This is a genomic window from Pseudomonas sp. BS3767, from assembly GCF_900099665.1.
In the GTDB taxonomy this organism is placed as follows: Bacteria; Pseudomonadota; Gammaproteobacteria; order Pseudomonadales; family Pseudomonadaceae; genus Aquipseudomonas; species Aquipseudomonas cerasi.
Genome location: NZ_FNCX01000003.1, coordinates 643,133 through 656,127, shown reverse-complemented (window position 1 = coordinate 656,127; position 12,995 = coordinate 643,133). Strand labels below are relative to the sequence as shown.

Annotated in this window: 16 protein-coding genes; 9 read left to right on the top strand and 7 right to left on the bottom strand. The window is 58.8% G+C overall.

What is annotated here, in order from left to right; genetic code table 11:
- Positions 1-48 precede the first annotated feature (48 nt).
- The 6 genes from BLR16_RS12115 to tsaA all read left to right on the top strand — a co-directional run bounded on the left by BLR16_RS12115 (position 49) and on the right by tsaA (position 5,383).
- Positions 49-1,140: a catalase family protein gene (locus tag BLR16_RS12115; RefSeq protein ID WP_003364761.1), complete on the top strand. Its 1,092-nt coding sequence runs from the start codon at positions 49-51 to the stop codon at positions 1,138-1,140.
- A 310-nt stretch (positions 1,141-1,450) separates the two neighbouring features.
- Positions 1,451-2,794 (top strand): 30S ribosomal protein S12 methylthiotransferase RimO, encoded by a 1,344-nt coding sequence (rimO, locus tag BLR16_RS12105; RefSeq protein WP_003433328.1) that lies wholly within the window; start codon positions 1,451-1,453, stop codon positions 2,792-2,794.
- A 101-nt stretch (positions 2,795-2,895) separates the two neighbouring features.
- A complete protein-coding gene (locus BLR16_RS12100; protein WP_003364766.1) occupies positions 2,896-3,336 on the top strand; it encodes a GNAT family N-acetyltransferase in 441 nt (146 codons plus the stop codon).
- A gap of 92 nt (positions 3,337-3,428) precedes the next feature.
- Positions 3,429-4,139 (top strand): rRNA pseudouridine synthase, encoded by a 711-nt coding sequence (locus BLR16_RS12095; protein WP_003364769.1) that lies wholly within the window; start codon positions 3,429-3,431, stop codon positions 4,137-4,139.
- Between the two features lie 79 nt (positions 4,140-4,218).
- The gene (locus BLR16_RS12090; RefSeq protein WP_074805459.1) at positions 4,219-4,680 is read left to right on the top strand and encodes a YehS family protein; all 462 of its coding nucleotides are present in this window, start codon (positions 4,219-4,221) and stop codon (positions 4,678-4,680) included.
- A 10-nt stretch (positions 4,681-4,690) separates the two neighbouring features.
- Positions 4,691-5,383 (top strand): tRNA (N6-threonylcarbamoyladenosine(37)-N6)-methyltransferase TrmO, encoded by a 693-nt coding sequence (gene tsaA / locus BLR16_RS12085; RefSeq protein ID WP_092194288.1) that lies wholly within the window; start codon positions 4,691-4,693, stop codon positions 5,381-5,383.
- Between the two features lie 96 nt (positions 5,384-5,479).
- Here tsaA and fpr read toward each other — a convergent pair whose 3' ends face one another.
- Positions 5,480-6,259 carry a ferredoxin-NADP reductase gene (gene fpr / locus BLR16_RS12080; RefSeq protein WP_002554680.1) on the bottom strand — a complete coding sequence of 260 codons (780 nt, stop codon included), beginning with the start codon at positions 6,257-6,259 and terminating at the stop codon, positions 5,480-5,482.
- A 123-nt stretch (positions 6,260-6,382) separates the two neighbouring features.
- On the opposite strand from fpr, the gene BLR16_RS12075 reads away from it, so the two are divergent.
- Entirely contained in the window at positions 6,383-7,309 is a 927-nt protein-coding gene (locus BLR16_RS12075; RefSeq protein WP_003339525.1) for a LysR family transcriptional regulator, read from the top strand.
- Positions 7,310-7,329: 20 nt separating this feature from the next.
- Here BLR16_RS12075 and BLR16_RS12070 read toward each other — a convergent pair whose 3' ends face one another.
- From BLR16_RS12070 to BLR16_RS12055, 4 genes are all read right to left on the bottom strand, one after another.
- Positions 7,330-7,695, bottom strand: a complete 366-nt coding sequence (locus BLR16_RS12070; RefSeq protein WP_003364775.1) for a diacylglycerol kinase — start codon at positions 7,693-7,695, stop codon at positions 7,330-7,332.
- An 81-nt stretch (positions 7,696-7,776) separates the two neighbouring features.
- The gene (erdR, locus tag BLR16_RS12065; protein ID WP_003433336.1) at positions 7,777-8,424 is read right to left on the bottom strand and encodes a response regulator transcription factor ErdR; all 648 of its coding nucleotides are present in this window, start codon (positions 8,422-8,424) and stop codon (positions 7,777-7,779) included.
- A 15-nt stretch (positions 8,425-8,439) separates the two neighbouring features.
- Positions 8,440-8,622, bottom strand: a complete 183-nt coding sequence (locus BLR16_RS12060; protein WP_072365702.1) for a hypothetical protein — start codon at positions 8,620-8,622, stop codon at positions 8,440-8,442.
- A gap of 46 nt (positions 8,623-8,668) precedes the next feature.
- A complete protein-coding gene (locus BLR16_RS12055) occupies positions 8,669-9,379 on the bottom strand; it encodes a tRNA-uridine aminocarboxypropyltransferase (RefSeq protein WP_058398120.1) in 711 nt (236 codons plus the stop codon).
- A gap of 254 nt (positions 9,380-9,633) precedes the next feature.
- Between BLR16_RS12055 and BLR16_RS12050 the strand changes: the two genes are divergently transcribed.
- Together BLR16_RS12050 and BLR16_RS12045 are read left to right on the top strand one after the other, a co-directional pair.
- Positions 9,634-10,050 carry a quorum-sensing-regulated virulence factor family protein gene (locus tag BLR16_RS12050; RefSeq protein WP_003364781.1) on the top strand — a complete coding sequence of 139 codons (417 nt, stop codon included), beginning with the start codon at positions 9,634-9,636 and terminating at the stop codon, positions 10,048-10,050.
- A 192-nt stretch (positions 10,051-10,242) separates the two neighbouring features.
- Positions 10,243-11,355 (top strand): LOG family protein, encoded by a 1,113-nt coding sequence (locus BLR16_RS12045; RefSeq protein ID WP_003364783.1) that lies wholly within the window; start codon positions 10,243-10,245, stop codon positions 11,353-11,355.
- Positions 11,356-11,368: 13 nt separating this feature from the next.
- Here BLR16_RS12045 and recX read toward each other — a convergent pair whose 3' ends face one another.
- Positions 11,369-11,836: a recombination regulator RecX gene (recX, locus tag BLR16_RS12040; protein WP_074805467.1), complete on the bottom strand. Its 468-nt coding sequence runs from the start codon at positions 11,834-11,836 to the stop codon at positions 11,369-11,371.
- A 5-nt stretch (positions 11,837-11,841) separates the two neighbouring features.
- Positions 11,842-12,906, bottom strand: coding sequence for a recombinase RecA (gene recA / locus BLR16_RS12035; RefSeq protein WP_002554688.1), 1,065 nt, complete (start codon positions 12,904-12,906; stop codon positions 11,842-11,844).
- Positions 12,907-12,995: the final 89 nt, after the last annotated feature.

The window sequence follows — 12,995 nt, the reverse complement described above, 5'->3', positions numbered from 1 at the left end:
CCGCATCGACGCCAGGGCACCCTGATCCCCTCCCACCGAGATGCTCTGATGACCACACAAAACCTGACTGTCCAGCCGTTACCCTTCCAGCCCTCATTTGAAGTCGTTCCGGACGATGAAGCGCAGACCAGCAAAGAGCTGGTCGAAGCCATGCATTCCATCCTCGAGACCACGTATCAAGACACGGGGCACGCCATTCGCAGTGTGCACGCCAAGGCTCACGGCTTGCTTCACGGTCAGATTCAGGTCTACGGCGACCTGCCCGAGCCGTTGGCCCAGGGTGCCTTTGCCAGGCCCGGCAACTTCCCGGTCGTCATGCGCTTCTCGACCAACCCGGGCGACATTCTCGATGACAAGGTATCCACGCCCAGAGGCCTGGCCATCAAACTGGTCGGCGTCGAAGGCGCGCGCTTGCCTGGCAGCGCAGAGGCAACCACTCAGGATTTCGTCATGCAAAACGCCAAGGCCTTTACCGCCAAGGACCCCAAGGCCTTCCTGAAGACCTTGAAGTTGCTGGCCAAAACGACCGACAAGGCTCCGGGCATGAAACGTGCGTTGTCTGCCGTCCTGCGCGGCATTGAGTCGGTGATCGAGTCTGCAGGGGGCGAAAGTGGCACACTGAGAAGTCTCGGCGGGCACCCGATGACCCACATCCTCGGCGAGACGTTCTACACCGTCGTGCCTTTTCTGTATGGCCCCTACTACGCCAAGCTCAGCGTCGTGCCCGTCTCCGCCGAGCTGATTGCGCTGACCGACAAGGCGCTGGACCTCAAAGACAATCCGGACGGTCTGCGCGAAGCGGTCAAAGCGTTTTTTCTTGAACACGACGCCAGCTGGGAAGTCCGCGTTCAGCTGGCCACGGACCTGGAAAAAATGCCGATCGAGGACGCCTCGGCGATCTGGCCGGAAGACCTCAGCCCCTACGTCACCGTCGCTCGCATCGATGTGCCCCGCCAGTCGTCTTGGTCCGAGCAAAACGTTCAGGAAATTGACGAAGCCATGGCATTCAGCCCCTGGCACGGCCTTGAGGCACATCGTCCATTGGGCGGCGTCATGCGCGTACGCAAACCGGCCTATGAACACTCGGCGGGCTTTCGCAGTCAGCACAACGGCTGCCCGATGCATGAACCGCGGCGCTGAGAACATGTGAAAGTCAGTCCAGGCCCGTTCATGCGGGCCTGGACTGCATTCAGAATGTCTCAGTCGCACGCTGCAACCTCGCCATGCCCCTCAATACACTGCGTGTACCGAAGCTACTGTCGCTCATAATGCGATCGAATGGGTGGGCGCTGACCCCGGCTGCGTCTCGCGTACGTCGTAATTCTCATGCAAACGCTGGTCATCCTGTCCACTCACCGCTAGAATTGCGCACTTTTTGATCAGAGGCGCAGCAAGCGCCCAGTCAGCGCCTGCGCTTCGCGTCCGGGTGCCCTTCACGCCGAGGTTTGCCATGTCCACCGTCACCACGCCGTCCGCCCCCAAGGTTGGATTCGTTTCACTGGGTTGCCCAAAGGCACTCGTTGACTCTGAACGCATCCTGACCCAACTGCGCATGGAAGGTTACGAAGTCGTTGCGACCTACGAGGACGCCGACGTGGTGGTGGTCAACACCTGTGGCTTCATCGATACGGCCAAGGCCGAGTCGCTGGAAGTGATCGGCGAAGCCATCAAGGAAAACGGCAAGGTCATCGTCACCGGCTGCATGGGCGTCGACGCCAATGTCATCCGCGACGTACACCCCAGCGTGCTGTCGGTGACCGGCCCGCAGCAATATGAACAGGTCGTCAACGCGGTGCACGACGTAGTGCCGCCCCGTCAGGATCACAATCCGCTGATCGATCTGGTGCCGCCACAAGGTGTCAAACTGACCCCGCGTCACTACGCGTATCTGAAAATTTCCGAAGGCTGCAACCACAGTTGCAGCTTCTGCATCATCCCGTCGATGCGCGGCAAGCTGGTCAGCCGCCCGGTGGGCGATGTGCTGGACGAGGCCAAGCGCCTGGTAAAATCCGGCGTGAAGGAACTGCTGGTCATTTCCCAGGACACCAGCGCCTATGGCGTTGACGTCAAATACCGCACCGGTTTCTGGGACGGTCAGCCGGTCAAGACCCGCATGACCGAGCTGTGCCAGGCGCTGGGCTCGATGGGCGTCTGGGTGCGCTTGCACTATGTCTACCCGTACCCGCACGTCGACGAACTGATCCCGTTGATGGCCGCTGGCAAGATCCTGCCGTACCTGGACATCCCGTTCCAGCACGCCAGCCCGAAAATCCTCAAGCTGATGAAGCGTCCGGCCTTCGAAGACAAGACGCTGGCACGCATCAAGAACTGGCGTGAGCAGTGCCCTGACCTGATCATCCGTTCGACCTTCATCGTCGGCTTTCCCGGCGAAACCGAAGAAGACTTCCAGTACCTGCTGGACTGGCTGACCGAAGCGCAGCTGGACCGGGTTGGCTGCTTCCAGTACTCGCCGGTTGAAGGCGCGCCCGCCAATCTGCTGGACGCGGCCATCGTGCCGGACGACGTCAAGCAGGATCGCTGGGATCGTTTCATGGCTCATCAGCAGGCAATCAGCGCTGCGCGCCTGCAGATGAAGATCGGCAAGGAAATCGAAGTGCTGATCGACGAAGTCGACGATCGTGGTGCCGTGGGCCGCTGCTTCTTCGACGCCCCGGAAATCGACGGCAACGTGTTCATCGGCCTTGAAGACGGCAGTACCGTTCAGCCCGGCGACAAGATCATGTGCCGGGTGACCGATGCCGACGAATACGACCTGTGGGCCGAGATGCTCTAAGCGCTCGCCCTGGTTGCAAACGAAAGCCCTGCCCTTTAACCGGCAGGGCTTTTTTGTCTCCGGCTGTGGTCTATCCAAGACCAGCTGAAGGAGGACGCGAGATGCCGCTGTATACACCGGATACCCACGATTACCCGGAATTGACCGAGGTATGGGAACGCTCGGTGCGCGCGACCCATGACTTTCTGCCAGACGCCTACATCACCCGGCTCAAGGGGCTGCTGCCGCAGTATCTGGGCAGTGTGACCCTGTTCTGTACCCGGGATGAACAGCTCAACATCACCGGCTTTGCGGGCACGCGCAAGACCAGTCTGGATATTCTGTTCATCGACCCGGACCATCGCGGCCAGACGCTGGGCACGCAGTTGCTGGCTCATGCAATCGAGCAGTTCAATATCCGTGAACTGGACGTCAACGAGCAGAATACGCAGGCGTTGGGGTTTTACCGCAGGCATGGTTTCGAGGTTGTCAGCCGCTCTGAAGTCGATGGCCTGGGCCAGCCTTACCCCATGCTCAGAATGCGCCTGATCGATCGTCAATGACATCGATTGCAACGCAGATGCAATGTTGCCGCGATTAACCGTCGCCAGACGGTTACAATGGCGACTTTATTTTAGCAAACGGCTTTTTTGTCATGACAGACCCCATTCGCCTTTCCAAACGCCTAATCGAGCTGGTCGGTTGCTCCCGCCGGGAGGCCGAGCTGTTTATCGAGGGCGGCTGGGTCACGGTGGACGGCGAGGTCATCGAAGAACCGCACTTCAAGGTCAGCACCCAGAAAATCGAACTCAGCCCGGACGCCAAGGCCGACGCCCCGGAGCCGGTGACGATCATCCTGCACAAACCCGCCTCGGCAAGCGCCGAAGAGGCTTTGCAGATGATCACTCCGGGCACGCTTTCCGTAGAGCACAGCTACAGCAAGCGTCCGCTCAAGGGCCACTTCATGCGCCTTGAGGCGATTTCAAGCCTGCAGGCCAACGCCAGCGGCTTGATGGTGTTCAGCCAGGACTGGAAGATCCTGCGCAAGCTCACCGATGACCGCAGCAAGATCGAGCAGGAATACGTGGTGGAGATCTCGGGCGAGATGGTTGCTCATGGCCTCAACCGGCTGAACCACGGCCTGACTTACAAAGGCAAGGAGCTGCCGGCCGTGAAAGCCAGCTGGCAGAACGAGAACCGCCTGCGCTTTGCGATGAAAAATCCGCAGCCCGGCATCATCGCCCTGCTGTGCGAGGCCGTCGGCCTGAAGATCGTCGCCATCCGCCGTATCCGTATTGGCGGCGTGTCCATGGGCAAACTGCCCGAGGGCCAGTGGCGCTACATGACGGCCAAGGAAAAGTTCTGACCCTCGCGCCACCCACCTTATTACAGCGCGCATGACCACCGTCATGCGCTGCCCTACGACTTATCAGGAACCACGCCTCATGATGAACAACGACGTACTGCGCAGCGTGCGCTACATGCTCGATATCAGCGACAGCAAGATTGTCGAGATCACCGCACTGACCGGTTTTGAAGTGTCGAAAAGCGATGTCATCGCATTCATGAAAAAAGAGGAAGAAGAAGGCTACCTGGATTGCAGCGATGAAATCATGGCGCACTTCCTTGATGGCCTGGTCTACTTCAAGCGTGGCAAGGACGAAAGCCGTCCGCCACAGCCGATCGATTTGCAGATCACCAACAATATCGTCCTGAAAAAACTGCGCGTGGCGTTCGAACTGAAAGAAGATGACATGCACGCCATCCTCAAATCGGTCGACTTCCCGGTTTCCAAACCAGAACTGAGCGCCCTGTTCCGCAAGGTCGGACACACCAACTACCGCGCCTGTGGCGATCAACTGCTGCGCAATTTCCTCAAGGGCCTGACCCTGCGCGTGCGTGGCTGAACCTGCCACGATGAGCTACAACGTCTCCCCTGTCGGCTTCGTGCGTTCCTGCTTCAAGGAGAAATTCGCCATCCCTCGCCAGCCACAACTGGCCCCGGCGGCCCGCGGAGTGCTGGAGTTGGTGGCACCGTTCGATCAGGGTGAAGCGGTTCAGGGGCTGGAACAGGTCAGTCACGTCTGGCTGCTGTTTCTGTTCCACCTGGCGCTGGAAGACAAGCCACGCCTGAAGGTGCGCCCGCCGCGCCTGGGTGGCAACCAGTCGATGGGCGTGTTCGCTACCCGCGCAACTCATCGTCCCAATGGCATCGGCCAGTCAGTGGTCAAGCTGGACAAGGTCGAGCCTGGGCGGCTCTGGCTGTCCGGCATCGACCTGCTGGATGGCACGCCGGTGCTGGACATCAAGCCCTACGTACCCTACGCCGATGCAATTGGCGATGCGACCAACTACATCGCCAGTGCTGCGCCAGCCCTGATACCGGTGCACTGGCAAGACGCCGCGCTGCAACAGGCTGGCGAACACGCGCTGCGCCTGAATGAGCCGCTGGTCGAACTGATCGAGCAGTGTCTGGCCCAGGACCCGCGCCCGGCCTATCAACTGCCCATGCCGGAACGTCGCTATGGTGCTCAGTTCTGGGATCTGGACGTGCGTTGGCACTACCCGCAAGCGGGTGTGATTTGCGTGCTGGAAGTGCTGCTCGCCTGAAGCTGCTGCTTGCCTAAACTGATCGAGGCGACAAATCCCGCGCAACAAAAACCCGCCTGATCCAGTCAAGGACGAGGCGGGTCTTGTGCAGCCGGTTTACTTCTCGACGAAAGCACGCTCGATCAGATAGTCGCCCGGCTCGCGCATACGCGGCGATACGGTCAGACCGAAGCTATTGAGCACTTCACTGGTCTCGTCGAGCATGCTTGGGCTGCCGCACAACATGGCACGGTCGTCCTGCGGGTTGATCGGCGGCAGGCCGATGTCGCTGAACAGCTTGCCGCTGCGCATCAGATCGGTCAGACGACCTTCGTTCTCGAAGGGCTCGCGGGTGACCGTCGGGTAGTAGATCAGCTTGTCACGCAGCGCTTCACCGAAGAATTCATTCTGCGGCAAATGCTCGGTGATGAATTCGCGATAGGCGACTTCGTTCACGTAACGCACGCCGTGGCAGAGGATGACCTTCTCGAAACGCTCGTAGGTTTCGGGATCCTGGATGACACTCATGAACGGCGCAAGGCCGGTGCCAGTGCTCAGCAGGTAAAGATGCTTGCCCGGCTTGAGGTCGTCCAGCACCAGCGTACCCGTAGGCTTCTTGCTGATGATGATTTCGTCACCTTCCTTGAGGTGCTGCAACTGGGAGGTCAGCGGGCCGTCCGGCACCTTGATGCTGAAGAATTCCAGATGCTCTTCCCAGTTCGGGCTGGCAATCGAATAAGCACGCATGAGCGGACGACCGTTTGGCTGCTGCAGACCGATCATCACGAACTGACCATTCTCGAAACGCAAACCAGGGTCGCGGGTGCACTTGAAACTGAAGAGGGTGTCGTTCCAGTGGTGGACGCTGAGGACACGCTCGTGGTTCATGTTGCTCATGTACGTGAGGACTCCTGAAAAAATAGTGCGCGCAGAAGCACTGCGCTATTGCGCGACATTCTAGTGGCAGACACAATATCTGTTAAATGAATTATCAAGATATAGGTTATCGGTTATATAGATATGCGATTTACTCTCCGTCAGCTCCAGGTATTTGTGGCCGTCGCCCGGCAGGAAAGCGTCTCCAAAGCCGCGGTACTGCTTTCGCTTTCGCAGTCGGCTGCCAGCACCTCCATCACCGAGCTGGAGCGCCAGTCGAGCTGCCAGCTATTTGACCGCGCCGGCAAGCGCCTCAGCCTCAACGCCACCGGCAGGCAATTGCTGCCGCAAGCCGTCGCGCTGCTCGATCAGGCCAAGGAAATCGAAGACCTGCTCAATGGCAAATCAGGCTTCGGCTCACTGGCGGTCGGAGCCACGCTGACGATCGGCAATTACCTCGCAACCCTGCTGATCGGCGGCTACATGCAGCGCCACCCGGAAAGCCAGGTCAAGCTGCATGTCCAGAACACAGCGCATATCGTGCAACAGGTCGCTCACTACGAGATCGATCTGGGCCTCATCGAAGGCGATTGCAGCCACCCGGACATCGAAGTGCAATCCTGGGTCGAAGACGAACTTGTGGTGTTCTGTGCCCCGCAGCATCCGCTGGCCAAACGCGCTCAGGTAACGCTGGAAGAGTTGACCCACGAAGCCTGGATCCTTCGGGAACAAGGCTCGGGCACGCGCTTGACGTTCGATCAGGCGATGCGTCATCACCGTAACGGGCTGAATGTCCGGCTGGAGCTTGAGCACACCGAAGCGATCAAACGTGCAGTCGAATCCGGGCTGGGCATTGGCTGCATCTCCAGACTGGCGCTGCGCGATGCCTTTCGTCGCGGCAATCTGGTGGAGCTGGCCACGCCCGAGCTGGACCTGGCCAGGCAGTTCTATTTCATCTGGCACAAACAGAAATACCAGACCTCAGCCATGCGCGAGTTTCTTGAGCTGTGCCGCGCATTCACCGCCGGAGTTCAGCGCAGCGACGAAATCGTGCTGCCAAGCCTGTATTGACGCGTCTGTATCGAAAGGCATCAGCCCAGCAGAATGATCGCCCACACCAGACCGATCATGCTCAGAGCGATGAACTGGGCAGCGCTGCCCATGTCCTTGGCGTTCTTGGACAGCGGGTGCAGGTCCAGCGAGATGCGGTCAATGGCCGCCTCTACGGCCGAGTTGAGCAGCTCGACGATCAGCGCCAGCAGGCACACGGCAACCAGCAGGGCATGCTCACCCTTGCTGACGTGCAGAAAAAACGACAGCGGGACCAGGACCACGTTGAGCAGTACCAACTGACGGAAAGCCGCTTCACCTTTGAAGGCAGCGCATAAACCGTCCAGTGAATAACCTGCGGCATTAAGAATACGTTTCAGACCGGTTTGGCCTTTGAAGGGCGACATAGAGAGGCTGCTGTGTAAAAAGATGAGGAAAGCTAAGGCAATAAAGGTCAAAAAAGCGTGAATACTGGAACCTGAAAGCCGTCAGCTGGACGAAATGGACTCAAGCTGCTGTAACAACAATGCTGCCTGGGTGCGCGTGCGTACGCCAAGCTTGCGGAAAATCGCCGTGACATGTGCCTTGATGGTGGCTTCGGACACGCTGAGTTCGGAAGCAATCTGCTTGTTCAGCAAGCCTTCACAAACCATCGTCAACACTCGAAACTGCTGCGGCGTCAGGCTGGCAAGGCCTGCGCTGGCGGCCTTTGCCTCGTCTGAAACACTGATCACTTCATTGACCTGCGGCGGCCACCAGACGTCACCATCAAGCACCGTGCGTACCGCCTGCTGAATGACTTCCAGCGAGCTGGATTTGGGAATGAAGCCACTGGCACCAAACTCTCTGGAGCGCACCACGATGGAGGCTTCTTCCTGCGCCGAGACCATCACCACCGGTATCTGCGGATACTGGCCACGCAACAGGACCAGCCCGGAGAAGCCATAGGCCCCTGGCATGTTCAGGTCCAGCAGAACCAGATCCCAATCAGCCTTCTCCGCCAGGCGCGACTCAAGCTGGGCAATGCTTTCTGCCTCGACCAGCCGTGCGTCAGGCCCCAGACCGATGCTCAGCGCCTGATGCAGCGCACTGCGAAACAGGGGATGATCATCGGCGATCAGGATGTCGTAGGTCATGTAATGATCCTGTTTTTATAGTGAGGGACCGACGAATCGGCCACCCAGCGAGGCTGGCGAACGCGCAGTGCGCAACCCAAAACGGGCGCCGGCGCAATGCCAGACCAGATGAATCGGCTTCCAGGCGGCGCCAAGCATGCCCAGCATGGCCATGACGGTCAAGCGCGAAGCGTCGATACCCGAGAACATAGATGGCAATTAGCCAAACCAGTGGACTTCGGCAGCCCCTTGTTATGAACAGCCTTCAAATGAACGCTTTCAAATGGGTATGCGCCACGTCGTCGGAATCAATCGGATTCTGATACTTGGCGCCCAGATAATGAGCGCTGAACACGTCCAGATAAGCATCCAGCACTCCGCTGGCGCTGGCATCACCGGCCAGCTCCAGACACAGGGCGGCCACTTCCGCCGTGCAGAAGTGATCGTCGCGCCTTGATCGACGCAAACGGTAGCGCGAGATCTGCTCGGGCTCCAGACTCAATACTGGAAAACGCTCCAGATAAGGGCTCTTGCGAAACATCTTGCGTGCTTCGGTCCAGGTGGCATCCAGCAGAATGAACAGCGGGCGCTTGCCATCCAGGCGCGAAACCGTATTCACCACGCGGTCCTCGGCAACAAACTCACCGGGAAAAACGATGTAAGGCTGCCACTGCGGGTCATCCAGCAAGGCGAGCAATTGCTCATCGACCTCTATCCGCGACCAGAGAAAGGCATGAGTGTCCTTGATGACGTCGGCGATCAGCCAGCCGGTGTTGGTCGGTTTCAAGGGCTCGGTGTCATACATCAGCAGGCAGATGCCTGACTCGGCAGCGACGCTGGGTCGCCATTCGCACAGGCAATAGCTGAAAATCACCCGGCAATCCGGGCAGCGCGGCGCGCGCGAGCCTCGGGCAATGAAAGGCCTGGTACTGCGGGCCAGACGCTCATCGCGCAGGCGGGAAACGGCATGGCTCATTACAGGACACGCCTGCGGGGGAAAGACATCGACACCACAAAGACTCGGCAGGATTAAAGTCCGCGCAGTTTATCAGAGCCCCGGCACTTCAACGCGCTTTCGGTCCGCAGGCCTGTTTTCGTACAGAGCCTAGGCCCGATGAAGGCTCCTGCTCTATACTGCTGCGCCATCGCACCCCGCGCTATCGGTGGGCTGCCCGGAACGCACTTTGAAGTCGCTGGTCCAACGGCCAGTTACTTAACCAGGAGAGTTTAATGCTGCGCCTTATCGTACCCACCCTTACGCTTTTGCTCGTTGCTCCACTGTGCGCCCAGGCGGCGTCGAAACAGGAGTTCGAACTCAGCAAGATGCTGGAAAAAGTCGCTAAGGAAAGCAGTGTCGGCACGCCGAGAGCGATCAACGAAGACATCCTCGATCAGGGCTACACCGTCACCGGCAACCAGTTGATCAACCACTTGAGCGTTCGTGAAGGCCAGGCTCAGCAGATGCGCGCCAATCCGGACGTGATGCGCAACCAGTTAGGCAACAGCGTTTGCCACAACAATGGTTTCCGCCAGTTGATGACCAAGGGTGCCGTCCTCAAGTATCAGTTCACTGAGTACAAGACCAACCGCCCGGTTGCGACGCAAACCTTTCAGGCTTCCGACTGCACTGTAAAACCCAAGCAATAAGCCATATCCGACATGTAACCTCCCCCGCGCGCCTGTCCCTCAGGCGCGTCAGTCGAGCAACTCTCAAGACATCCTGCAACTAATCCACCCTGGCAATGAACAGGGAATGGGTAGCCTTTCGCTGCAAACCGGGACATCATCGATTCAACACGCCCCATCGGGCCATTGATCCAGCAGGAGGAAAAATCCCGAATGCCGTATGTACCTGACGATCTTCTATCCCGACACTTCCAACGCGACGGTCTCGACCTGACCAGCCAGATTGAAGAGCACATCAATGAGGTGGCTCCGGGCACGAAAAACCTGCCGCTGTACCGCGACATGATGCTCACGGTGTTGCGCATGGCCCAGGATGACCGCAACCGCTGGGACGTCAAGATAACGCTGCAAACCCTGCGCGAACTGGACAAGGCCTTTCGGGTGCTCGAGCGTTTCAAGGGCCGCCGCAAAGTCACTGTATTCGGCTCCGCTCGCACACCGGCGGAACATCCGCTGTACGCACAGGCCAGAGAGCTGGGTGAAAAGCTGGCCCGCTCCGACATGATGGTCATCACCGGCGCGGGCGGCGGCATCATGGCGGCAGCCCATGCCGGCGCAGGCTTGAAACACAGCCTTGGGTTCAACATTACCCTGCCCTTCGAACAGCACGCCAATCCGACAGTGGAGGGCAGCGAAAACCTGCTGCCCTTCCACTTCTTCTTCACACGCAAGCTGTTCTTCGTCAAGGAAGCCGACGCGCTGGTGCTATGCCCCGGCGGCTTCGGAACTCTGGATGAAGCCCTGGAAGTGCTGACATTGATACAAACCGGCAAAAGCCCGTTGGTGCCTGTTGTATTGCTGGATACGCCTGGCGGAAGTTTCTGGCAAGGTGCACTGGACTTCATCAAGCATCAGTTGCAGGACAATCACTACATTCTGCCAGCCGACATGAAACTGATGAGGCTGGTCTACAGCGCCGATGAAGCGGTGGAAGAGATCAACCGGTTTTATGCCAACTTCCATTCCAGCCGCTGGCTGAAAAACAAGTTCGTGATCCGTATGCATCATGCGCTGAACGAACAGGCCCTGGAGCACATGCAGGAAGCGTTCGCTGACCTGTGCATCAATGAAAACTTTCATCAGCACAGTTATCAGGGCGAAGAGCACGATGAAGCGCAATTCAGTCACCTGACACGACTGGCGTTCACCTTCACAGGACGCAATCAGGGCAGGCTTCGGGAACTGGTGGATTACATCAATCAACAGGAAAACTGGGAAGACGCTTCAGTGACAAGGGACGCAGCTCGGAATCGGGCGCCACAGTAAGCGCCCTGATAGATCAGTCATCCCCGCCACGGCCGCTTAACAAGCGGCCGATCATTTCCAGCGGATAGCCGCGATAACTCAGAAAACGCCCCTGCCTGGCCCGCTCGCGCGCATCGACAGGCAGGGCACCGGCAAACTTGCGCTGCCAGAGTTCGTGAAGCTTCTCCTGCCAATCAACGCCGCACTCCCTGAGCGCCTGCTCAATGTCGGCACGTTGCAAGCCTCGCTGACCCAGCTCTTCTCGAATACGAACAGGACCGTAGCCCGAACGTGCCCGGTAAGAAACGAAGCTTTCGAGGTAACGGGATTCAGAGAGCAAACCTTCCTCGACCAGACGATCAAGGGCTGCATCGATAAGCTCGGGGGGAGCGCCGCGCTGACGCAGTTTACGCGTCAGCTCGACTCGACCATGCTCGCGACGTGCGAGCAGGTCCATTGCAGTGCGCCGGACGGCGACGGGTGTATCGAGTACGGCAGGCATGGCTATCAGATATCGACATCTGCTTCAGACATGTCATCGGCAGCCACTGCTTCACGTGAGCCGACAGCCTTGGTATCGACGCCAGGGGTCAGCAACTTGTCGCGGATCTGCTTCTCGAGCGCTTTGCAGATTTCCGGGTTATCTGCCAGGAACTTGGCCGAGTTGGCCTTACCCTGACCGATCTTGCTGCCCTGGTAGCTGTACCAAGCGCCGGACTTCTCGACAAAACCATGCAGAACGGCCAGATCGACGATTTCGCCGTTCAGGTAGATACCCTTGCCGTAGAGAATCTGGAACTCGGCCTGACGGAACGGCGGAGCTACCTTGTTCTTCACGACCTTGACGCGGGTTTCGCTGCCGACAACTTCATCACCTTCCTTGACCGCGCCTGTACGGCGGATGTCCAGACGTACCGAAGCGTAGAACTTCAGCGCGTTACCACCGGTGGTGGTTTCCGGGCTGCCGAACATCACGCCGATCTTCATGCGGATCTGGTTGATGAAGATCACCAGGCAGTTGGCGTTCTTGATGTTGCCGGTGATCTTGCGCAGCGCCTGCGACATCAGACGCGCCTGCAGACCCACGTGCATATCACCCATTTCGCCTTCGATCTCAGCCTTGGGTACCAGCGCAGCAACGGAGTCGACCACGATCACGTCGATGGCATTGGAGCGCACCAGCATGTCGGTGATTTCCAGCGCCTGCTCACCGGTGTCCGGCTGCGAAACCAGCAGGTCGTCGACATTGACGCCCAGCTTGCCGGCGTATTCCGGATCCAGTGCGTGCTCGGCGTCGACAAAGGCGCAGGTAGCGCCCATTTTCTGGGCCTGAGCGATGACCGACAGCGTCAGTGTGGTTTTACCGGAAGACTCAGGACCGTAGATTTCCACGATCCGGCCTTTCGGCAGACCGCCAATACCGAGTGCGATATCCAGACCCAGCGAACCGGTGGAGATGGCAGGGATCGCCTGGCGATCATGATCGCCCATGCGCATCACGGCGCCTTTACCGAACTGACGCTCGATCTGACCCAAGGCCGCAGCCAAGGCTTTCTTCTTGTTGTCGTCCATTGAAGTCCTCACGTAATCAAATTCAATTAGGGCCTTGATGGCCACAACACCTGTATAAGTAGACAGTATTATTCCACAGCAGTGAGCGC

What these genes read in the sequence shown, in the direction of transcription:
- fpr (WP_002554680.1), bottom strand. Translation starts at nt 6,259, where the DNA reads ATGAGCAACATGAACCACGAGCGTGTCCTCAGCGTCCACCACTGGAAC.
- BLR16_RS12045 (WP_003364783.1), top strand. Translation starts at nt 10,243, where the DNA reads ATGCCGTATGTACCTGACGATCTTCTATCCCGACACTTCCAACGCGAC.
- rimO (WP_003433328.1), top strand. Translation starts at nt 1,451, where the DNA reads ATGTCCACCGTCACCACGCCGTCCGCCCCCAAGGTTGGATTCGTTTCA.
- BLR16_RS12100 (WP_003364766.1), top strand. Translation starts at nt 2,896, where the DNA reads ATGCCGCTGTATACACCGGATACCCACGATTACCCGGAATTGACCGAG.
- BLR16_RS12095 (WP_003364769.1), top strand. Translation starts at nt 3,429, where the DNA reads ATGACAGACCCCATTCGCCTTTCCAAACGCCTAATCGAGCTGGTCGGT.
- tsaA (WP_092194288.1), top strand. Translation starts at nt 4,691, where the DNA reads ATGAGCTACAACGTCTCCCCTGTCGGCTTCGTGCGTTCCTGCTTCAAG.
- BLR16_RS12075 (WP_003339525.1), top strand. Translation starts at nt 6,383, where the DNA reads ATGCGATTTACTCTCCGTCAGCTCCAGGTATTTGTGGCCGTCGCCCGG.
- BLR16_RS12115 (WP_003364761.1), top strand. Translation starts at nt 49, where the DNA reads ATGACCACACAAAACCTGACTGTCCAGCCGTTACCCTTCCAGCCCTCA.
- recX (WP_074805467.1), bottom strand. Translation starts at nt 11,836, where the DNA reads ATGCCTGCCGTACTCGATACACCCGTCGCCGTCCGGCGCACTGCAATG.
- BLR16_RS12055 (WP_058398120.1), bottom strand. Translation starts at nt 9,379, where the DNA reads ATGAGCCATGCCGTTTCCCGCCTGCGCGATGAGCGTCTGGCCCGCAGT.
- recA (WP_002554688.1), bottom strand. Translation starts at nt 12,906, where the DNA reads ATGGACGACAACAAGAAGAAAGCCTTGGCTGCGGCCTTGGGTCAGATC.
- BLR16_RS12070 (WP_003364775.1), bottom strand. Translation starts at nt 7,695, where the DNA reads ATGTCGCCCTTCAAAGGCCAAACCGGTCTGAAACGTATTCTTAATGCC.
- erdR (WP_003433336.1), bottom strand. Translation starts at nt 8,424, where the DNA reads ATGACCTACGACATCCTGATCGCCGATGATCATCCCCTGTTTCGCAGT.
- BLR16_RS12050 (WP_003364781.1), top strand. Translation starts at nt 9,634, where the DNA reads ATGCTGCGCCTTATCGTACCCACCCTTACGCTTTTGCTCGTTGCTCCA.
- BLR16_RS12090 (WP_074805459.1), top strand. Translation starts at nt 4,219, where the DNA reads ATGATGAACAACGACGTACTGCGCAGCGTGCGCTACATGCTCGATATC.